Origin of the sequence: Tepidibacillus sp. HK-1, from assembly GCF_001748485.2 — a bacterium.
In the GTDB taxonomy this organism is placed as follows: Bacteria; Bacillota; Bacilli; order Tepidibacillales; family Tepidibacillaceae; genus Tepidibacillus_B; species Tepidibacillus_B infernus.
Map to the genome: position 1 here is coordinate 19858 of NZ_BDGM02000019.1, position 21048 is coordinate 40905.

Below are 21048 nucleotides of genomic sequence, written 5' to 3' on the forward strand. Positions count from 1 at the left end.
GTATGGAAAAAAGATGGTATGTCCTTCATACTTATTCAGGGTATGAAAATAAGGTAAAAACCAATTTGGAAAAACGGGTTGAATCCATGGGCATGGAAGATAAGATTTTTAGAGTTCTTGTTCCAATGGAAGAGGAAATTGAGAACAAGGACGGAAAAAAGAAATCTACCATGAAAAAAGTCTTTCCAGGCTATGTTTTAGTAGAAATGATTATGACAGATGATTCGTGGTATGTCGTTCGTAACACACCTGGTGTTACAGGTTTTGTGGGTTCATCTGGCGCTGGTTCTAAACCAACCCCCCTATTGGACGAGGAAGCCAAAGCGATTCTTAAACAAATGGGAATGGAAGAGGCTCGTCCTAAAGTAGACTTTGTATTAAAAGAAAACGTAAAAGTCATTGAAGGGCCATTTCAAAACTTTGTTGGTCATATTGAAGAAATCAATGCAGAGAAACATAAAGTTAAAGTGTTAGTTAACATGTTTGGTAGAGAAACTCCTGTTGAATTAGATTTTACACAAATTGAAAAAATTTAATCGAACTACAACGCATTACGAATTTAGGAGGTGTGTCGTATGGCGAAAAAAGTAATCAAAGTTGTTAAACTTCAAATTCCTGCTGGAAAAGCAAACCCAGCACCACCAGTTGGTCCTGCGCTTGGTCAAGCAGGTGTAAATATTATGGGATTCTGTAAAGAATTTAATGCTCGTACAGCAGATCAAGCAGGATTGATTATTCCTGTTGAGATTTCTGTGTTTGAGGATCGTTCTTTTACATTTATTACAAAAACCCCACCTGCTGCAGTATTACTTAAAAAAGCTGCTGGAATAGAAAGTGGTTCTGGTGAACCAAATAGGAAAAAAGTTGCTACAGTAAAACGCGATAAAGTACGTCAAATTGCTGAGCAAAAAATGCCTGATTTAAATGCAGCTAGTGTAGAAGCAGCTATGCGAATGGTAGAAGGTACAGCGCGTAGCATGGGAATCGTAATTGAAGACTAATGCTAATGAGATGGCTTGGACGGGGTTGGTTTAATGTAGCCAACCCTAAATCGTGGGAGGTATAACCGCATAACCACAAAGGAGGAAAGAAAAATGGCTAAATTTGGTAAAAAATATTTAGAGGCTTTAAAACAAGTAGATAAGGCAAAAACATATGATCCTGCAGAGGCTGTTGCACTTGTAAAAAAAGTAGCACCAGCTAAGTTTGATGAAACAGTAGAAGTTGCTGTTCGTTTAGGAGTTGACCCCAAAAAGGCAGATCAACAAATTCGTGGCGCAGTTGTATTACCACACGGAACTGGTAAGACACAACGCGTATTGGTATTTGCTAAAGGGGAAAAGGCAAAAGAAGCCGAAATGGCTGGGGCAGATTATGTTGGTGATGAAGATTACATCAATAAAATCCAACAAGGTTGGTTTGAATTTGATGTTGTTGTTGCAACACCGGACATGATGGGAGCAGTAGGTAAACTTGGTCGTGTCCTAGGTCCAAAAGGATTAATGCCAAACCCTAAAACTGGTACAGTTACTTTTGATGTTGCTAAAGCAGTAAATGAAATTAAAGCTGGTAAGATTGAATATCGTGTAGATAAAGCAGGAAATATCCATGCTCCTATTGGTAAGGTCTCTTTTGATGATCAAAAGCTTATTGAGAACTTACAAACGATTATTGATACTTTAATTAAAGTAAAACCAGCAGCTGCTAAAGGACAATATGTACGTAATGTGACAGTAAGCTCAACAATGGGACCAGGTGTCAAAATCAATTTATCTAAAGTTGTAAAATAAAGGATTTTGACATATAACCTTTGTTGTGCTACTATATAAAACTGTAAGTAACTAAATAATCATTTTACCGTAGACAGTAGGTGCATAAAGCTTAATATCCTACCGAGGTTCTAATATATTCTTCGGGATTATTATGCCTTTGCTGTTTGCGAAGGCATTTTTTAATGGTTGTTCTACGGGAATTATGTGATGCAGGAGGTGTAAAGATGAGTGTTCGTGAAGAAAAAATGCAATTAGTTGCAGAAATTGCTCAAAAACTACGTGATAGCAAAACAACAATCATTACAGATTATCGTGGTCTAAATGTTGCTGAAGTAACAGAACTTCGTAAAGCCCTTCGTGAAGCCGGTGTGGAATACAAAGTACTTAAAAACACCATGGTTCGCCGTGCGACAGCTGAAGTTGAACTTACAGAGATTGATCAATTTTTAACTGGCCCTACTGCCATCGCATTTAGTTTTGATGATGTTGTTGCTCCAGCAAAAGTACTTGCTGATTTTGCTAAAAAACACGAAGCATTAGAGATTAAAGCTGGGGTACTAGAAGGCAAACTTGTTAGTGTCGATGAAGTAAAAGCTTTAGCTTCATTACCATCACGCGAAGGATTACTTTCTATGTTGCTTAGTGTATTACAAGCTCCAATGCGTAATATGGCACTTGCTGTTAAAGCCGTTGCAGAAAAAAATGCCGGACAAGAGGCTTAATACCTGTTATACAAAATTATAATTTGATAAAATAGGAGGAAAATAAAAATGAGTAAAGAGCAAATTATTGAAGCGATTAAAAATATGTCTGTTCTTGAATTAAATGATTTAGTAAAAGCAATTGAAGAAGAATTTGGTGTTACTGCAGCGGCTCCTGTAGCTGTTGTTGGTGGCGCAGCTGCAGGCGCTGAAGCAGCTGAAGAACAAACTGAATTTGATGTTATCTTAGCAAGTGCTGGTGCTTCAAAGATCAACGTAATTAAAGTTGTTCGCGAAATCACTGGTTTAGGCTTAAAAGAAGCAAAAGAGCTTGTTGATAATGCTCCAAAACCATTAAAAGAGAAAGTTTCCAAAGAAGAAGCAGATTCTATTAAAGCTAAATTAGAAGAAGCTGGAGCATCTGTTGAAGTTAAATAATCTTGATTAATGTATAACCCGCTGATTGCTCAGCGGGTTTTTTAAAATCTATTTCAAATCCCTAAGGAGTTTTTTATGAGTGAGCACTATTATACCCAAAGTCCAAATGTTGCCCATGATGAAAGATGGTTTAAAGCTAATTTTTATAATAAAATCTTTACATTCAAAACAGACGCAGGGGTTTTCTCAAAACAAAGAGTTGATTTTGGCACTTCCTTATTAATAGAAACTGTCAAACTCTCAAATCATAAAAAAATATTAGATATGGGTTGTGGTTATGGACCAGTAGGAATTACGATTGCTTCGCTATTAGATCATGGTTATGTTCTTTTCGTAGATATTAATGAAAGAGCGATTAATCTCACAAAGGAAAATATTCGCCTAAACCAGTCATTAATCAATCAGCAGGTTTCATTAGAAGTCAAACATAGTAATGGTTTCGATCATATAGATGAAAAGAACTTCGATTTAATTATGTTAAATCCTCCAATAAGAGCAGGTAAATCCGTTGTATTTGAACTATTCGAGGGTGCCTTTAACCATTTACGTGAAGGTGGGGAGTTTTGGATCGTCATACAAAAAAAGCAGGGTGCACCTTCAGCCACCAACAAACTGAATACCTTATTTTCATCGGTAGAAATTGTAGCACGTAGTAAAGGATATTATATTATCAAGAATACGAAATAAATGAATTTCAAGGCTTGACTACATATTTCGTTTGTGGTAATATTACAAAATGCTAAGTTAGAAAATTTCTGCCAATCATCTTATACAATAATTTTTACATAGATGAGAATGGATTTATTAAAAAATGGAAAGAAATCAATAATATAATAAGTTGAATAAAAATGAGGTTATCTAACCCATTTTTCTTTTTGTTTGCATTTCAAAACACTGGTCTTAAGGGGTGAAAAGACTTGGCGGGTCATCTTGTACAGTTAGGCCGAAGACAACGTAGAAGTTATGCTAGAATCAAAGAGGTATTGGAGGTACCTAATCTTATTGAAGTCCAAAAAAAGTCTTATGATTGGTTTTTGGATGTCGGGCTAAGGGAGATGTTTAAAGATATCTCTCCTATTCAGGACTTTACAGGGAATTTAATTTTAGAGTTCTTCGATTATAGTTTAGGAGAACCCAAGTATTCTGTAGACGACTCCAAAGAGCGAGATGTAACTTATGCTGCACCACTAAGAGTAAAAGTGCGTTTGATTAATAAGGAAACTGGTGAAGTAAAAGAACAAGAAGTTTTTATGGGAGACTTCCCGCTAATGACGGACACCGGAACATTTATTATCAACGGAGCAGAGAGGGTTATTGTCAGTCAATTAGTTCGCTCCCCTAGTGTTTATTTTAGCACAAAAGTTGACAAAAACGGTAAAAAGGCTTTCACTTCCACTGTGATTCCTAACCGTGGTGCTTGGCTAGAATTAGAAACTGATGCTAAAGATGTGATTTATGTTCGAATTGATCGGACTAGAAAGCTACCAGTTACTGTACTTTTGCGGGCATTAGGATTTGGGACAGACGCTGAGATCATCGATTTGTTAGGTGATAATGAATATATAAGAAATACCTTAGATAAAGATAATACAGATTCCACTGAGAAAGCGTTAATTGAAATCTACGAGCGTCTACGCCCTGGAGAACCACCTACTGTTGAAAATGCAAAAAGTTTATTAGTTTCAAGATTCTTTGATCCAAAAAGATATGATTTGGCTGAAGTTGGCCGATATAAAGTAAATAAAAAGCTTCATATTAAAAACAGGTTATTTAATCAACGACTAGCTGAAACGCTTGTTGACCCAGAAACAGGGGAAATTATTGCAGAAGCTGGCCAAGTGATTGATCGAAGATTATTAGATAAAATTTTGCCTTTCCTTGAAAATGGTGTTAATTATATTGAATTAGAACCAAGGGGTGGAGTTGTAGAAGAAACCATTCCTTTACAATCGATCAATATTTTTTCACCAATTGAAGATGGTAAAGTAATCAAAGTAATCTCAAATCGCATCATTGACAAATCGATAAAACATATTACACCAGCAGATATTATAGCCTCTATAAGCTACTTTATTGATTTGTTATATGGGGTAGGGGATACAGATGATATTGACCACCTTGGTAATAGACGCTTACGTTCAGTAGGAGAATTATTACAAAACCAATTCCGAATTGGATTATCAAGAATGGAGAGAGTCGTTCGCGAAAGAATGTCGATTCAAGACGCAAATATGATTACCCCTCAAGCTCTTATTAATATAAGACCAGTGATAGCTGCGATTAAAGAGTTCTTTGGTAGTAGTCAGTTATCACAATTTATGGATCAAACTAACCCTCTGGCAGAGTTAACACATAAAAGGCGTTTAAGTGCCTTAGGTCCTGGAGGTTTAACAAGAGAAAGGGCTGGGTTTGAAGTTCGTGACGTTCACCATTCACATTATGGCAGAATGTGTCCGATTGAAACTCCAGAGGGTCCTAACATTGGTTTAATCAACTCTTTATCCAGTTATGCAAGAGTAAATGAATATGGTTTTATTGAAACTCCTTATCGAAAAGTAGATCCTGAAACTCATCGCGTTACTGATCAAATTGTATATTTAACTGCGGATGAGGAAGATAACTATGTTGTTGCTCAAGCAAACGCGAAGTTAGATGATGAGGGTAACTTCCTAGAAGATGAAGTTGTTGCTAGATACAAAAATGAAAACCTGATTGTACCAAAAGAACGTGTAGACTTTATGGATGTATCTCCAAAACAGGTTGTTTCTGTGGCAACTGCAATGATTCCATTCTTGGAAAATGATGACTCAAACCGTGCCTTGATGGGTTCTAACATGCAGCGCCAAGCTGTTCCGTTATTAGTACCTGAAGCACCATTGGTCGGAACTGGAATGGAGCATAAGGCAGCCAAAGATTCTGGTGTTTGTATTGTTGCAAAGCAAGACGGTATTGTAGAGCGTGTAGATGCACGTGAAATATGGATTCGTGAACAAAAAGAGATTGATGGCAGGGTTATTAGTGGAGATATTGTAAAATATAAACTTCATAAGTTCATGCGTTCTAACCAAGGAACATGTATTAATCAAAGGCCTATTGTTCGTAAAGGAGATGTAATAAAAGCTGGCGACATTATTGCCGATGGTCCTTCGACTGAAATGGGAGAAATTGCGCTAGGTAGGAATGTTGTAGTTGCCTTTATGACATGGGAAGGTTATAACTACGAGGATGCGATCCTTCTAAGTGAAAAACTAGTCAAAGAGGATGTTTATACCTCAATCCATATCGAAGAATACGAGTCAGAGGCAAGAGATACAAAACTTGGGCCTGAAGAAATCACTAGGGATATTCCCAATGTCGGTGAAGAAGCTTTAAAGAATTTAGACGAGCGTGGGATTATTCGAATTGGAGCTGAGGTACGACCTGGCGATATCTTAGTCGGAAAAGTAACTCCTAAAGGGGTAACAGAATTAACAGCTGAAGAGAGATTACTACATGCAATTTTTGGTGAAAAGGCGCGTGAAGTAAGAGACACCTCTTTAAGAGTGCCTCATGGACAAGATGGGATCATTGTCGACGTTAAAGTATTTACTCGAGAGAATGGAGACGAACTACCTCCAGGTGTAAATCAGTTGGTACGTGTCTATATCGCTCAAAAACGGAAAATTTCTCAAGGGGATAAAATGGCTGGACGACATGGTAATAAGGGGGTTATCGCCCGAGTACTACCTGAAGAAGATATGCCATTTTTACCAGACGGAAGACCTGTTGAGATTGTATTAAATCCATTAGGTGTTCCGTCAAGGATGAACATCGGGCAGGTATTAGAAGTCCACCTTGGTTGGGCTGCAAAAGCATTAGGGATTCATGTTGCGACACCGGTCTTTGATGGTGCAAGAGAAAATGATGTTTTTGATGCTCTTGAAGAAGCTGGATTCTCAAGGGACGGAAAGACGATTCTTTATGATGGTAGAACGGGAGAGCCGTTCGAAAGAACAGTAACCGTTGGTGTGATGTATATGATCAAATTAGCGCACATGGTTGATGATAAGATTCATGCTCGTTCAACTGGTCCATATTCTTTAGTTACACAACAGCCATTAGGTGGTAAAGCGCAATTTGGTGGACAACGTTTTGGTGAAATGGAAGTTTGGGCACTTGAAGCCTATGGAGCGGCCTATACACTACAAGAAATTCTAACCGTAAAATCAGATGATGTAGTTGGTCGTGTTAAAACTTATGAATCTATCGTAAAAGGGGAGAATGTTCCTGAACCAGGAGTTCCTGAATCCTTTAAAGTATTGATCAAAGAGCTACAAAGCTTAGGAATGGACGTGAAGATTCTTTCCGAAAACGAAGAAGAGATTGAAATGAAAGAACTTGATGATGAAGATGATCATCACACTGAAAAACTAACATTAAATCTTGAAGGAAATGAAGAATACGTCGACTAGAACGACTGGTTTGAATAATAAGGGAGGTATGCCCTTTGTTGGATGTGAACAATTTTGAATTTATGAAAATCGGTCTAGCTTCTCCTGAAAAAATCCGTTCTTGGTCTCATGGGGAAGTAAAGAAACCGGAAACGATTAACTATCGAACATTAAAGCCAGAAAAAGAAGGTTTATTCTGCGAAAAAATCTTTGGTCCTACAAAAGACTGGGAATGTCATTGTGGGAAATATAAACGAGTGCGATACAAAGGTGTTGTCTGCGACCGATGCGGAGTTGAAGTTACTCGTTCAAAAGTTCGTCGAGAGAGAATGGGGCATATTGAATTAGCAGCCCCAGTATCACATATTTGGTATTTTAAAGGAATCCCAAGCCGAATGGGCTTAGTACTTGATATGTCACCCCGGGCATTAGAAGAAGTTATATACTTTGCTTCTTATGTAGTTACAGACCCTGGAGAGACACCTCTAGAGAAAAAACAACTACTTTCTGAAAAAGAATACCGAACTTATCGAGAGAAATATGGCCCTTCCTTCCAAGCAGGAATGGGGGCTGAAGCGATTAAAAAGCTTCTTGAAGAGATCGACTTAGATAAAGAAGTTGATTTTCTGAAGGAAGAATTAAAAACGGCTCAAGGCCAAAAAAGAAATCGAATCATTAAAAGATTAGAAATTCTTGAGTCATTTAGAATATCTGGTAATGTTCCTTCTTGGATGGTATTAGATGTCTTACCAGTTATTCCTCCAGAATTACGTCCAATGGTACAGTTAGATGGAGGTCGTTTTGCTACATCAGATTTAAACGACTTGTATCGTCGAGTGATCAACCGAAATAACCGTTTAAAAAGACTACTAGATTTAGGAGCACCTGATATCATCGTTCAAAACGAAAAGAGAATGCTTCAAGAGGCAGTAGATGCTTTAATCGATAACGGTCGTAGGGGAAGACCTGTTACAGGTCCTGGGAATCGTCCTTTAAAATCTTTGAGTCATATGCTTAAAGGTAAACAAGGTCGCTTCCGTCAAAATCTTTTAGGAAAGAGGGTAGACTACTCAGGACGTTCAGTTATCGTTGTTGGTCCAAACCTTAAAATGTATCAATGTGGTTTGCCAAAAGAAATGGCGCTTGAACTCTTTAAACCCTTTGTGATGAAAGAACTTGTTAGCAAAGGCATCGCACATAACATTAAAAGTGCGAAGAGAAAAGTGGAACGAGTTAGCCCTGAGGTATGGGACGTTTTAGAAGAAGTTATTAAAGAGCATCCTGTATTACTGAACCGTGCCCCTACTTTACACAGGTTAGGAATTCAAGCATTTGAACCTACATTGGTTGAAGGGCGCGCAATTAAGTTGCATCCTTTGGTCTGTACTGCTTATAACGCTGACTTTGATGGGGATCAAATGGCTGTTCACGTCCCTCTTTCTGCTGAAGCACAAGCAGAAGCAAGATTACTAATGCTAGCAGCAAATAACATACTGAACCCGAAAGATGGAAAACCTGTTGTTACCCCTTCTCAGGATATGGTACTAGGTTGTTATTATCTAACCATTGAGACAGAAGGTGACAAAGGGGAAGGAATGATCTTTCATAGTCCAGATGAGGCTATTGCAGCTTACCAAAATGGATATGCGACACTTCAGGCAAGGGTTGCAATACCTGTAAAAGCGTTAAAGAAAACGTCGTTTACTGAGAAACAACAAAAGGCACTCCTTGTCACTACAATAGGGAAAATTATTTTTAATGAAATTTTCCCGCCAGAGTTTCCTTATATCAATGCACCTACAAAAGAAAATTTAATTGAAGGTACTCCTGACGATTACTTTATCTATGATAAAGGGGTTAATATACGCGAATTTATTAAAAACATACCAAACCGTGGTGCAGTGAAAAAAGGTTATCTAGGTTCAATCATTGCCGAAGTATTTAGACGTTTTCATACAACACAAACCTCGATTATCCTTGATAGAATAAAGGAACTTGGATTCACCTATTCTACAAAAGCAGGTATTACTATTGCAGTATCAGATGTTATCGTACCAAAAGAAAAAGATCAGATTCTTCGCGACGCAGAAGAGAAGGTTCAAAATGTAATTAAACAATATCGTCGTGGTTTAATTACAGAAGATGAGCGATATGATCGTGTTATTTCGATATGGAGCAAAGCAAAGGATGATTTAACAGAGGTTCTAATGGATTCTTTAGACCGTTCTAACTCCATTTATATGATGGCGAATTCAGGTGCACGTGGTAACGTTTCACAGATTACTCAGTTAGCAGGTATGCGTGGACTTATGGCGGCACCATCAGGTCGAATTATCGAATTACCGATTAAATCGAATTTCCGTGAAGGACTAACTGTGTTAGAGTACTTTATCTCAACACACGGTGCTAGAAAGGGTCTAGCGGATACAGCTTTACGTACTGCTGACTCAGGTTATTTAACCCGTCGTTTGGTTGACGTCGCACAAGACGTGATCGTACGTGAAGAAGATTGCGGTACGGATAAAGGATTATTTGTAAAGAATATCGAAGATGGAAACGAAGTGATCGAAAACCTTTACGATCGAATTGTAGGTAGATATTCACTTGAAACCATTCGTCATCCAGAAACTGATGAAGTCATTGTTCAACGAAATGAATTGATTGATGAGGAAAAAGCAGAAAAAATTACTGCTGCCAAAATCAGAGGCCTATCTATTCGTTCAGTACTAAGTTGTAGAACAAGACATGGTGTATGTAAAAAATGTTATGGACGAAACCTTGCGACTGGTAAAATAGTCGAAATTGGCGAAGCAGTAGGAACAATTGCAGCCCAATCGATCGGTGAACCAGGTACTCAGTTGACCATGAGAACTTTCCATACTGGAGGGGTTGCTGGAGACGATATTACACAAGGTCTACCACGTATTCAAGAATTATTTGAAGCACGGAATCCAAAAGGGCAAGCAGTTATTACCGAAATAGATGGTATCGTAACAGATATTCGAGACGGGAAAGACCGTCGTGAAATAGAAGTTACTGGTGAAACAGAAGTAAAAGTTTATGCTGTACCATTTGGATCTAGAATTAAAGTTTCAGTCAATTCTCAAGTTGATGCTGGAGATGAATTAACTGAGGGTTCTGTTGATCCAAAAGAAATGCTAAGGGTTAAAGGCTTACGAGGGGTTCAAAACTATATTTTACAAGAAGTTCAAAGAGTATATCGTTTACAAGGTGTAGAAATCAACGATAAACACATTGAAATCATGGTAAGACAAATGCTACGTAAAGTGCGGGTAATTGAGAATGGTGGAACAGATCTACTTCCAGGATCAATGGTAGATGTTCATGAATATGAAGAAGCAAACAAGCATGCCTTTATGAATGGAAAAGACCCAGCTATTGCAAGGCCAGTCTTACTTGGAATCACAAAAGCCTCCCTTGAAACAGATTCATTTTTATCTGCTGCATCTTTCCAAGAAACGACACGTGTGCTAACTGAAGCAGCAATTAAAGGAAAGATCGATAAGCTATTAGGTCTTAAGGAGAATGTGATTATCGGTAAACTAATCCCAGCAGGAACGGGATTATCTAAATATCGAAACATTCGTATCAAAAAAGCAGAGCCTTTAGTTGTTGAGGAACCAGAAGTAGTAAAAATTGAATCATAAAAAGAATTGACATTTTAAGTTGATGGTGATAATATTTTTAAGTGTGCGTAAATCCTGTACTTTGGAGGATGTAAAAATGTCTTATGAAAAAGTAAAACAGGCAAAGCACTTATCTATAGGACTGAAACAAACACTAAAAGCCATTGAGCAAAATCTTGCTCAAGAGATCATAATTGCGAAGGATGCCGATAAACGTCTAACTTCGAAGGTGATTCAGTTTGGTGCTGAAAAAAACCTCATCGTCACATATGTTGATTCAATGAAGCAACTAGGTAAAGCCTCTGGAATTGAAGTAGGGGCTGCAGCTGTTGCTATTTTGAAAGATTAAAGTTGCAAGATAAACATCAAGTTGCTTTATGTGACTTTGATGTTTGTCATGCAATTTATTTTGAGGTTTTTTGAACCGCCTGGATCTGTGGGCTTAAATATGCGGAAGGAGGTGGCAGTATGCCAACAATTAACCAACTCGTTCGTAAGGGAAGAGAGAAAAAGGTTGTTAAATCAAAATCTCCAGCTTTGCAAAAAGGTTATAATAGCTTTAAAAAAGAGCAAACAAATCAAAACTCCCCTCAAAAACGTGGAGTATGTACTCGTGTGGGTACAATGACGCCTAAAAAACCAAACTCTGCTCTTCGTAAATATGCGCGTGTGCGTTTATCAAACGGGATCGAGGTAACGGCATATATTCCTGGTATCGGTCATAACTTGCAAGAGCATAGTGTTGTTCTTGTTCGTGGTGGACGTGTTAAGGACTTACCTGGGGTTCGTTATCATATCGTTCGTGGCGCTTTAGATACCGCTGGTGTTCAAAATCGTCTACAAGGCCGTTCTAAATATGGTACAAAGCGTCCAAAAGAGAAGAAATAATGTATTGATGGTATAAATAACGAAGAAAAAGGAGGGAGACGGAATGCCACGTAAAGGTCCTGTACCTCGTAGAGATGTATTGCCTGATCCAATTTATAATAGTAAATTAGTAACTCGTCTAATTAACCGTATGATGGTTGATGGTAAAAAAAGTGTAGCCCAAAACATCTTATATAGTGCATTTGACATTGTAAGAGATCGTACTGGTAAAGATCCTATGGAAGTGTTTGATCAAGCATTAAAAAATATTATGCCTGTTCTTGAAGTTAAAGCACGCCGTGTTGGTGGCGCGAACTACCAAGTTCCAGTTGAAGTTAAACCAGAACGCCGCACAACATTAGGGTTACGTTGGCTAGTAAACTATTCACGCCTTCGTGGAGAAAAGACCATGGAAGAGCGTTTGGCTGCTGAAATTTTAGATGCAGCAAACAACACTGGTGCTTCTGTGAAGAAACGTGAAGATACTCATAAAATGGCTGAAGCAAATAAAGCTTTTGCGCACTATCGTTGGTAATCTAACAAAACGAACTAGAAAGGAGAAAATAATATGGCAAGAGAATTCTCCTTACAAAATACTCGTAATATTGGGATCATGGCTCATATTGATGCGGGTAAAACTACAACAACTGAGCGTATTCTTTACTATACCGGTCGTACCCATAAAATCGGAGAAGTGCATGAAGGCGCTGCAACGATGGACTGGATGGAACAAGAACAAGAACGCGGCATCACCATTACTTCTGCTGCTACAACTGCTCAGTGGAAAGGTCACCGAATCAATATTATTGATACCCCAGGACACGTAGACTTTACAGTAGAAGTTGAACGTTCTTTACGCGTATTGGATGGAGCTGTAACAGTACTTGATGCAAAAAGCGGTGTTGAACCCCAAACTGAAACCGTTTGGAGGCAAGCTACGACTTATGGAGTACCACGTATTGTCTATGTAAACAAAATGGATATACTTGGTGCAGATTACCTAAAGTCAGTACAAACGATTCATGACCGTTTACAAGCAAAGGCTGTTCCAATTCAATTACCGATTGGGGCAGAAGATCAATTTCAAGGTATTATCGACTTGATTGATATGGTTGCCTATTATTATTTAGATGATCTAGGCACTCGTTCAGAACAGCGTGAAATTCCAGCAGAATACAAGGAATTAGCTGAAGAATGGAGAACAAAATTAATCGAATCTGTTGCAGAGCTTGATGAAGATTTAATGATGAAGTATCTTGAAGGAGAAGAATTCACAAAAGAAGAGATTAAAGCTGGTCTTCGTAAGGGAACAATCAATGTAGAGATTTTCCCTGTATTATGTGGTTCTTCATATAAAAACAAAGGTGTTCAGCTTATGCTTGATGCTGTCGTTGATTACCTACCATCTCCACTTGATATTCCAGCGATTAAGGGACACTTGGAAGATGAAACCGAGGCTGAGAGACATGCAGATGATAGTGAACCATTTTCTGCATTAGCATTCAAAATCATGACTGACCCGTATGTTGGTAAACTTACTTTCTTCCGTGTATACTCTGGTACGCTAAACTCTGGTTCCTATGTATTAAACTCTACAAAAGGGAAACGCGAACGTGTCGGTCGTATCCTGCAAATGCATGCAAACCATAGAGAAGAGATTAGTACCGTTTATGCCGGGGATATCGCAGCAGCTGTCGGTCTTAAAGATACGACAACTGGTGATACGCTCTGTGATGAAAAATCTCCAATCATTTTGGAATCAATGGTATTCCCAGAACCAGTTATTCGTCTTTCTGTGGAACCAAAAACAAAAGCTGACCAAGATAAAATGGGTCTAGCTTTAGCTAAATTAGCAGAAGAAGATCCAACATTTAAGACTCATACAGATGAAGAAACTGGACAAACCATTATTGCTGGTATGGGTGAATTACATCTAGATATCATCGTAGACCGTTTACGTCGAGAGTTTAAAGTTGAAGCAAATGTAGGTGCTCCTCAAGTGGCATACAAAGAAACCATTCGTAAACCTGCGAAGGTTGAAGGTAAATTTGTTCGTCAATCTGGTGGTCGCGGACAATATGGTCACGTCTGGATTGAATTTGAACCACTTGAACCAGGCCAAGGTTTTATTTTTGAAAATAAAATCGTTGGTGGGGTCGTTCCTAAAGAATATATCCCTGCGGTTCAGGCTGGTATTGAGGAGTCCATGCAAAATGGTATGCTAGCAGGTTATCCTGTTATTGATCTAAAAGCAACCATTGTTGACGGATCTTACCATGATGTTGACTCTTCAGAAATGGCATTTAAGATTGCTGGTTCTATGGCATTAAAAGCTGCAAAATCTAAATGTGATCCTGTTCTTCTAGAACCTGTAATGAAAGTTGAAGTTACTGTTCCAGAAGAATATATGGGCGATGTAATGGGTGATCTTAACTCCCGTCGTGGTCGTATTGAAGGGATGGAAGCTGCTTCAGGAGCCCAAAATATTCGTGCAATGGTTCCATTAGCAGAGATGTTTGGTTATGCAACTGCACTTCGTTCACGTACTCAAGGTCGTGGTAATTATTCCATGCACTTTGACCATTATGAAGAAGTTCCAAAGAGCATTGCTGAGACTGTCATTGCCAAGAATAAGGGAGAATAATTTCGTGTATTAAAAACCACATAGAATTTTACCTGCAGATTTTTCTGCGGGTACCTTTCTTTTAAATAAATATATACTTAAGGAGGATTATTAAAATGGCAAAAGCAAAATTTGAACGTACTAAACCACACGTTAACATTGGTACGATTGGACACGTTGACCATGGTAAAACAACTTTAACAGCTGCAATCACTACTGTATTAGCTAAAACAGGTGGTGCGCAAGCTACTGCTTATGATCAAATCGACAAAGCTCCAGAAGAGCGCGAACGCGGTATCACTATCTCAACTGCACACGTTGAGTATGAAACTGCAAATCGTCACTATGCACACGTTGACTGCCCAGGACACGCTGACTATGTTAAAAACATGATCACTGGTGCTGCACAAATGGACGGAGCCATCCTAGTAGTTTCTGCTGCTGATGGTCCAATGCCACAAACCCGTGAACACATTCTTCTTTCTCGTCAAGTAGGTGTACCATACATCGTTGTATTCATGAACAAAGTTGACATGGTAGACGACGAAGAACTATTAGAATTAGTTGAAATGGAAATTCGTGATCTTCTATCTGAATATGAATTCCCAGGTGACGACATTCCAGTTATTAAAGGTTCTGCATTAAAAGCATTAGAAAATCCAGACAGTGAATGGGCTAATGCAATTCATGAATTAATGGCTGCAGTTGACGAATATGTTCCAACTCCAGAGCGTGATACTGATAAACCTTTCTTAATGCCTGTTGAGGACGTATTCTCCATTACAGGTCGTGGTACTGTTGCAACAGGTCGTGTTGAGCGTGGTACTGTTAAAGTTCAAGATGAAGTTGAAATCGTTGGTATTCATGAAGAGACTAAAAAATCTGTTGTTACTGGGGTAGAAATGTTCCGCAAGCTTCTAGACCAAGCACAAGCTGGTGACAATATCGGTGCTTTATTACGCGGTGTTGATCGTAAAGAGATCGAGCGCGGACAAGTATTAGCAAAGCCAGGTTCTGTTAAACCTCATACTACATTCAAAGCAGAAGTTTATATCTTAACAAAAGAAGAAGGTGGACGTCATACTCCATTCTTTAACGGATACCGTCCTCAATTCTATTTCCGTACAACTGACGTAACTGGTGTTATCAAATTACCAGAAGGTACAGAAATGGTTATGCCTGGAGATAACATTACTATGGATGTTGAACTAATTGCTCCTATCGCTATTGAAGAAGGTACACGCTTCGCTATTCGTGAAGGTGGACGTACTGTTGGTGCTGGAGTTGTAGCTTCTATTTCTAAGTAATAACATCTTAAAATAAAAGGGCCTCAATTGAGGCTCTTTTTTTCTGAGGTGGGGGATATAAAATGAATTCTGATAAACCCAGCCAAATAAAATTAGCCATAGCTTTATTCATAGGAATCATCGCCGTCTCTTCATCCGCTATACTTGTAAAACAAACAACAGCTCCCTCTGCGATCATTGCTACTTATCGGATGATGTTTACTGTTTTAATTATGATCATTCCAACGTTCTTTTTTCATTTTCAAGAGATGAAGAAGTTGCAGAAGAAAGATTACCTATACTCTTTTTTATCAGGACTTTTTCTGGCATTTCACTTTATTACATGGTTCGAATCACTAAAGTATACTTCTATTGCAAGCTCAGTCGTATTGGTTACGATGTCACCCATCTTCTCAATGATCGGAGAATCTATTTTTTTTAAAAAGAGATATCCCTTACTTTCTATATTAGGTAGCCTTGTTTCAATTATCGGAGGCATTTTGATCGGCCTTGGAGATTTTCGTATCAGCGGAAAAGCACTTTTGGGTGATCTACTTGCATTGTTAGGTGCACTTATGGTGACAGTTTATTGGCTGTTTGGGCAAAAAGTAAGAACAAGATTAACATTACTTCCCTACACATTATTAGTCTATGGTTCTTCAACGATCATTTTGGTGATTTACTCGTTTTCTTTTCACTATTCATTTACTCAATACGAAAAAACAGACTGGATCGTTTTCATTGCCTTAGCTGTGATACCCAATATCCTAGGTCATACCGTATTTAATTGGGCAATTAAATATACGAATGCTACAACGATTTCAATGGTATTGTTAGGGGAACCAATCGGCGCCTCAATTTTAGCAACCTTGATATATAAAGAAGCACCCACCCTAATACAGATCATTGGTGGATTGATTATCCTCCTTGGTCTATATGTTTTTCAACGTTACCAAATCGTTCAAAATAATTAATTGAAAATAAAACTTGCATAAATAGACTCTTTTTTATATAATATTTATCGTTGGTCAAAGGACTGCGATGAGGTAGAAGGTTGCTGACACACCCGGCCCCTTTGCCATGGATGTGAGCAGGAAATTTCTACTGAGAAACTGTCCGTTAATAAAATGGGCGAGAAGGAGGGAATTTAAATGGCAAAACAAAAAATTAGAATTCGTTTAAAAGCATATGATCACAGAATTCTTGATCAATCCGCTGAGAAAATTGTTGAAACTGCAAAACGTTCTGGGGCAAGTGTATCTGGACCAATTCCTTTACCAACAGAAAAATCAGTTTACACAATCCTTAGAGCAGTTCACAAATATAAAGATTCTCGTGAGCAATTTGAAATGCGCACACACAAGCGTTTGATCGATATTCTAAATCCAACACCTCAAACAGTTGATTCATTAATGAGATTGGATTTACCATCTGGTGTAGATATCGAAATCAAATTATAATGAGAAAATGTGTTGAAATAGATATAGGAGGTGGCAAATATGGCCAAAGGAATCTTAGGGAAAAAACTAGGAATGACACAAGTTTTTACTCCTGAAGGCAAAGTAGTACCAGTTACTGTAGTGCAAGCAGGCCCTTGTGTTGTTCTTCAAAAAAAAGACCTTGCAAATGACGGTTATGAAGCTGTTCAATTAGGTTTCGATGATCAAAAGGAATTCCGTGCAAATAAACCAGAGCTAGGTCATGCAAAAAAAGCTGGCACAGCACCTAAGCGCTTCATAAAAGAAATCCGTGGCATGTCTATGGATGTCGCTGTAGGACAAGAAATCAAGGCTGACTTATTTGCTGAAGGTGAGATGGTTGACGTAACAGGAACAACAAAAGGTAAAGGTTTTGCTGGTTCCATTAAAAGACACAATCAATCTCGTGGACCAATGGCGCACGGATCACGTTATCACAGACGCCCAGGTTCTATGGGAGCAATTGCTCCAAACCGAGTATTGAAAGGAAAACCATTGCCAGGACGTATGGGTACAGACCAAGTAACAATTCAGAACCTTGAAATTGTAAAAGTGGATACAGATCGTAACGTTATCCTTGTAAAAGGTTCTATTCCTGGTCCAAAAAATAGTTATGTTGTCATTAAAGAAACAGTAAAAAATGCAGGTAAGTAAGTTGTTGTAGGAAAGGAGGATTCGCTATGCCAAAAGTAGCTCTATATAATGTAAATGGTGCTCAAATAGGAGAAATCGAGTTATCTGACGCTGTCTTTGGAATAAAACCTAATGAGTCAGTACTACATGATGCTGTTGTCATGCAACAAGCGTCTTTACGTCAGGGAACTCACAAAGTTAAAGGTCGTTCTGAAGTGCGTGGTGGTGGTCGTAAGCCATGGCGTCAAAAAGGGACAGGACGTGCACGCCAAGGAAGTATTCGTGCTCCACAATGGGTTGGTGGTGGTACAGTTTTTGGTCCAACACCAAGAAGTTATGCGTACAAACTTCCTAAAAAAGTTCGCCGTTTAGCGTTAAAATCAGCACTTTCCAGTAAAGTTTTAGATAGTCAAATCATCGTATTGGATGAAATTGTATTATCTGCACCAAAGACAAAGGAAATGGCTGGCATCTTAAATAATTTAAAAGTAGATCGTAAAGCATTAATCGTTGATAAAGATTACAATGATGTTTTGGCATTATCAACACGTAATATTCCAGGGGTTAAATTCGTATCTGCTGAAGGTGTCAATGTTGTTGATATCTTAAAACATGATAAGTTGATCATGACGAAAGAGGCAGTGGCGAAAGTAGAGGAGGTGCTTGCGTAATGAAAAATCCTCGCGATATCATTAAGCGCCCAGTTGTTACTGAAAGAACAAGTGATTTAATGGCTGAAAATAAATATGTTTTTGAAGTAGATATGCGTTCAAACAAGACAGAGATCAAATCTGCGATCGAAAGTATTTTTGGAGTTAAAGTTGCTAAAGTAAACACCATTAAAATGCCTGCAAAACCTAAACGCTATGGTCGTTTTAGTGGATATACATCTGCTTGGAAGAAAGCAGTTGTTACATTAAAAGAAGATAGCAAACCAATCGAAATTTTTGAAGTTTAATTCATCAGTGAAGGAGGGAAAACACAATGGCAATCAAAAAATATAAACCAACTTCAGCTGGCCGTCGCGGAATGTCAGTGTTAACTTTTGAAGAAATCACCACAGACAAACCGGAAAAATCCTTGTTAGCGCCTTTAAACAAGAATGCTGGACGTAATAATCAAGGGAAAATTACTGTACGTCATCAAGGTGGCGGTCATAAACGTAAATATCGTATCATTGATTTTAAACGTAACAAAGATAATGTGATTGGACGCGTAGCGACGATTGAATACGATCCAAACCGCTCAGCAAATATTGCTTTAATCAATTATGCTGACGGTGAAAAAAGATATATTCTTGCACCTTTAGGATTAAAGGTTGGCGATCAAATTGAATCTGGTCCAAATGCAGATATTAAAATTGGGAATGCACTTCCACTTGAAAACATCCCAGTTGGTACAGTCATTCACAATATTGAACTAAAGCCTGGAAAAGGTGGACAATTAGCTCGTGCTGCTGGTGCTGAAGCACAATTACTAGGTAAAGATGGAGACTACGTAATCATTCGCCTTGGCTCTGGCGAGGTGCGCATGATTCGTAAAGAATGCCGTGCAACTGTTGGTCAAGTAGGTAACTTAGATCATGAAAACGTAACGATCGGTAAAGCTGGACGTTCACGCTGGTTAGGTAAAAGACCTACTGTTCGTGGGGTTGTTATGAATCCTAACGATCACCCACACGGTGGTGGAGAAGGTAAAGCTCCTATCGGACGTAAATCACCTGTATCTCCTTGGGGTAAACCAACATTGGGTTACAAAACTCGTAAGAAAAATAAAGCATCTGATAAATATATTGTACGTCGTCGTAAGAAGTAATATGTCAATTGCCACTATTCTTCATCTCGAAGGGAGGTTTATGTATGGGGCGTAGTTTGAAAAAAGGACCTTTTGTAGATGATCATCTAATGAAAAAGGTCGTTGAAATGAACGAAAAAAATGAAAAGAAAGTGATCAAAACTTGGTCTCGTCGTTCTACTATTTTCCCTGATTTTGTTGGACACACAATTGCCGTGTATGATGGAAGGAAACATGTACCAGTCTATGTGACTGAGGATATGGTTGGTCATAAGTTAGGTGAATTTGCACCTACACGTACTTTCAAAGGACATGCTGGCGATGATAAGAAAACCAAGCGCTAATTGAGTTGAGAGGAGGTTTACGTTCATGCAAGCAAAAGCTGTAGCCAGATACGTGCGGATTGCTCCTCGCAAGGTAAGTCTTGTATTAGATCTTATTCGGGGCAAAAAAGTTGGAGAAGCAATTGCAATTCTTCGCCATACGCCAAAAGCAGCTTCTCCAGTGATTGAAAAAGTGTTAAACTCTGCGATTGCGAATGCAGAGCATAATTATAATATGAATGTTGAAGAACTAGTGGTTAGTGAAGCATATGCAAATCAAGGTCCTACCTTGAAACGTTTTCGTCCAAGAGCTATGGGACGTGCAAGTCGTATCAATAAGCGTACGAGTCATATCACTGTTGTATTAACGGAAAAAAAGGAGGGATAAAGCGTGGGTCAAAAGGTTAATCCAAATGGACTTCGTGTAGGAATTATACGCGACTGGGATTCAAAATGGTATGCAGGTAAAGATTATGCTGATCTTTTACTTGAAGATATCAAAATTCGTGAATTCTTAAAGAAACGCCTTTATGATGCTGCAGTTCCTCAAATTGAAATTGAAAGAGCTGCAAATCGTTTGAATATTACCATTCATACTGCAAAACCTGGTATGGTTATTGGTAAAGGTGGAGCAGAAGTAGAAGTTCTTCGTCAACAGTTAAGCAAGATGACTGGTAAAAAGGTTCATATCAATATTAGTGAAGTAAAAAATGCAGACGTCAATGCAACATTAGTTGCTGAAAATATTGCACAACAATTAGAGCGTCGTATTTCTTTCCGCCGCGCTATGAAACAAGCGATTCAACGTACAATGCGTGCCGGCGCTAAAGGAATTAAGACTCAAGTAAGTGGACGTTTAGGTGGGGCTGAAATTGCTCGTAGTGAAGGTTATAGTGAGGGAACTGTTCCTCTTCATACACTTCGTGCAGATATTGACTACGGTACTGCAGAGGCACATACAACCTATGGACGTCTAGGAGTAAAAGTTTGGATTTATCGCGGGGATGTTCTTCCAGTTGCGAAGAATAGAGAAACAAAGGAAGGAGGCAGATAATT

Annotated in this window: 22 protein-coding genes and 1 other annotated feature; all 22 genes read left to right on the plus strand. The window is 38.5% G+C overall.

Annotated elements, in window-relative coordinates; genetic code table 11:
• Positions 1–2: 2 nt before the first annotated feature.
• The 22 genes from nusG (at position 3) to rpsC (ending at position 21046) form a co-directional block, all read left to right on the plus strand.
• On the plus strand, positions 3–536 hold the full coding sequence (gene nusG, locus BEN26_RS10435; protein WP_069799598.1) for a transcription termination/antitermination protein NusG: 534 nt from the start codon (positions 3–5) through the stop codon (positions 534–536).
• Between the two features lie 39 nt (positions 537–575).
• The gene (gene rplK / locus BEN26_RS10440; protein ID WP_068727175.1) at positions 576–1001 is read left to right on the plus strand and encodes a 50S ribosomal protein L11; all 426 of its coding nucleotides are present in this window, start codon (positions 576–578) and stop codon (positions 999–1001) included.
• Between the two features lie 93 nt (positions 1002–1094).
• Complete coding sequence (rplA, locus tag BEN26_RS10445) at positions 1095–1790, plus strand: 50S ribosomal protein L1 (protein ID WP_068727177.1); 696 nt, start codon at positions 1095–1097, stop codon at positions 1788–1790.
• A 49-nt stretch (positions 1791–1839) separates the two neighbouring features.
• Positions 1840–1963, plus strand: a sequence feature (ribosomal protein L10 leader region).
• A 33-nt stretch (positions 1964–1996) separates the two neighbouring features.
• Positions 1997–2494: a 50S ribosomal protein L10 gene (gene rplJ, locus BEN26_RS10450; RefSeq protein ID WP_084818825.1), complete on the plus strand. Its 498-nt coding sequence runs from the start codon at positions 1997–1999 to the stop codon at positions 2492–2494.
• Positions 2495–2542: 48 nt separating this feature from the next.
• A complete protein-coding gene (gene rplL / locus BEN26_RS10455; protein ID WP_068727181.1) occupies positions 2543–2911 on the plus strand; it encodes a 50S ribosomal protein L7/L12 in 369 nt (122 codons plus the stop codon).
• 75 nt (positions 2912–2986) lie between these two features.
• Positions 2987–3598, plus strand: a complete 612-nt coding sequence (locus BEN26_RS10460; protein WP_068727183.1) for a class I SAM-dependent methyltransferase — start codon at positions 2987–2989, stop codon at positions 3596–3598.
• A gap of 230 nt (positions 3599–3828) precedes the next feature.
• On the plus strand, positions 3829–7362 hold the full coding sequence (gene rpoB / locus BEN26_RS10465; RefSeq protein ID WP_068727185.1) for a DNA-directed RNA polymerase subunit beta: 3534 nt from the start codon (positions 3829–3831) through the stop codon (positions 7360–7362).
• A 35-nt stretch (positions 7363–7397) separates the two neighbouring features.
• A complete protein-coding gene (gene rpoC, locus BEN26_RS10470) occupies positions 7398–11009 on the plus strand; it encodes a DNA-directed RNA polymerase subunit beta' (RefSeq protein WP_068727188.1) in 3612 nt (1203 codons plus the stop codon).
• 76 nt (positions 11010–11085) lie between these two features.
• Positions 11086–11337, plus strand: coding sequence for a 50S ribosomal protein L7ae-like protein (locus tag BEN26_RS10475; RefSeq protein WP_068727190.1), 252 nt, complete (start codon positions 11086–11088; stop codon positions 11335–11337).
• A 119-nt stretch (positions 11338–11456) separates the two neighbouring features.
• Positions 11457–11876, plus strand: a complete 420-nt coding sequence (rpsL, locus tag BEN26_RS10480; protein WP_068727192.1) for a 30S ribosomal protein S12 — start codon at positions 11457–11459, stop codon at positions 11874–11876.
• Between the two features lie 43 nt (positions 11877–11919).
• A complete protein-coding gene (rpsG, locus tag BEN26_RS10485) occupies positions 11920–12390 on the plus strand; it encodes a 30S ribosomal protein S7 (protein ID WP_068727195.1) in 471 nt (156 codons plus the stop codon).
• Positions 12391–12423: 33 nt separating this feature from the next.
• Positions 12424–14499 (plus strand): elongation factor G, encoded by a 2076-nt coding sequence (fusA, locus tag BEN26_RS10490; protein WP_069799562.1) that lies wholly within the window; start codon positions 12424–12426, stop codon positions 14497–14499.
• 95 nt (positions 14500–14594) lie between these two features.
• Positions 14595–15785 (plus strand): elongation factor Tu, encoded by a 1191-nt coding sequence (tuf, locus tag BEN26_RS10495; RefSeq protein ID WP_069799560.1) that lies wholly within the window; start codon positions 14595–14597, stop codon positions 15783–15785.
• A gap of 62 nt (positions 15786–15847) precedes the next feature.
• Positions 15848–16738 carry a DMT family transporter gene (locus BEN26_RS10500; protein ID WP_069799558.1) on the plus strand — a complete coding sequence of 297 codons (891 nt, stop codon included), beginning with the start codon at positions 15848–15850 and terminating at the stop codon, positions 16736–16738.
• A gap of 177 nt (positions 16739–16915) precedes the next feature.
• Entirely contained in the window at positions 16916–17224 is a 309-nt protein-coding gene (gene rpsJ / locus BEN26_RS10505; protein WP_068727202.1) for a 30S ribosomal protein S10, read from the plus strand.
• A gap of 39 nt (positions 17225–17263) precedes the next feature.
• The gene (rplC, locus tag BEN26_RS10510; RefSeq protein WP_069799555.1) at positions 17264–17896 is read left to right on the plus strand and encodes a 50S ribosomal protein L3; all 633 of its coding nucleotides are present in this window, start codon (positions 17264–17266) and stop codon (positions 17894–17896) included.
• Between the two features lie 26 nt (positions 17897–17922).
• Positions 17923–18546: a 50S ribosomal protein L4 gene (gene rplD / locus BEN26_RS10515; RefSeq protein ID WP_068727204.1), complete on the plus strand. Its 624-nt coding sequence runs from the start codon at positions 17923–17925 to the stop codon at positions 18544–18546.
• Positions 18546–18833 carry a 50S ribosomal protein L23 gene (rplW, locus tag BEN26_RS10520; RefSeq protein ID WP_068727206.1) on the plus strand — a complete coding sequence of 96 codons (288 nt, stop codon included), beginning with the start codon at positions 18546–18548 and terminating at the stop codon, positions 18831–18833. Before rplD ends, rplW begins: the two co-directional genes overlap by 1 nt.
• A 26-nt stretch (positions 18834–18859) precedes the next feature.
• Entirely contained in the window at positions 18860–19690 is an 831-nt protein-coding gene (gene rplB / locus BEN26_RS10525; RefSeq protein ID WP_069799553.1) for a 50S ribosomal protein L2, read from the plus strand.
• Positions 19691–19734: 44 nt separating this feature from the next.
• Complete coding sequence (gene rpsS, locus BEN26_RS10530; protein WP_068727211.1) at positions 19735–20013, plus strand: 30S ribosomal protein S19; 279 nt, start codon at positions 19735–19737, stop codon at positions 20011–20013.
• A 25-nt stretch (positions 20014–20038) separates the two neighbouring features.
• Positions 20039–20380 carry a 50S ribosomal protein L22 gene (gene rplV / locus BEN26_RS10535; RefSeq protein ID WP_068727213.1) on the plus strand — a complete coding sequence of 114 codons (342 nt, stop codon included), beginning with the start codon at positions 20039–20041 and terminating at the stop codon, positions 20378–20380.
• Between the two features lie 3 nt (positions 20381–20383).
• On the plus strand, positions 20384–21046 hold the full coding sequence (rpsC, locus tag BEN26_RS10540) for a 30S ribosomal protein S3 (protein ID WP_068727216.1): 663 nt from the start codon (positions 20384–20386) through the stop codon (positions 21044–21046).
• The last annotated feature ends 2 nt before the right edge of the window (positions 21047–21048 follow it).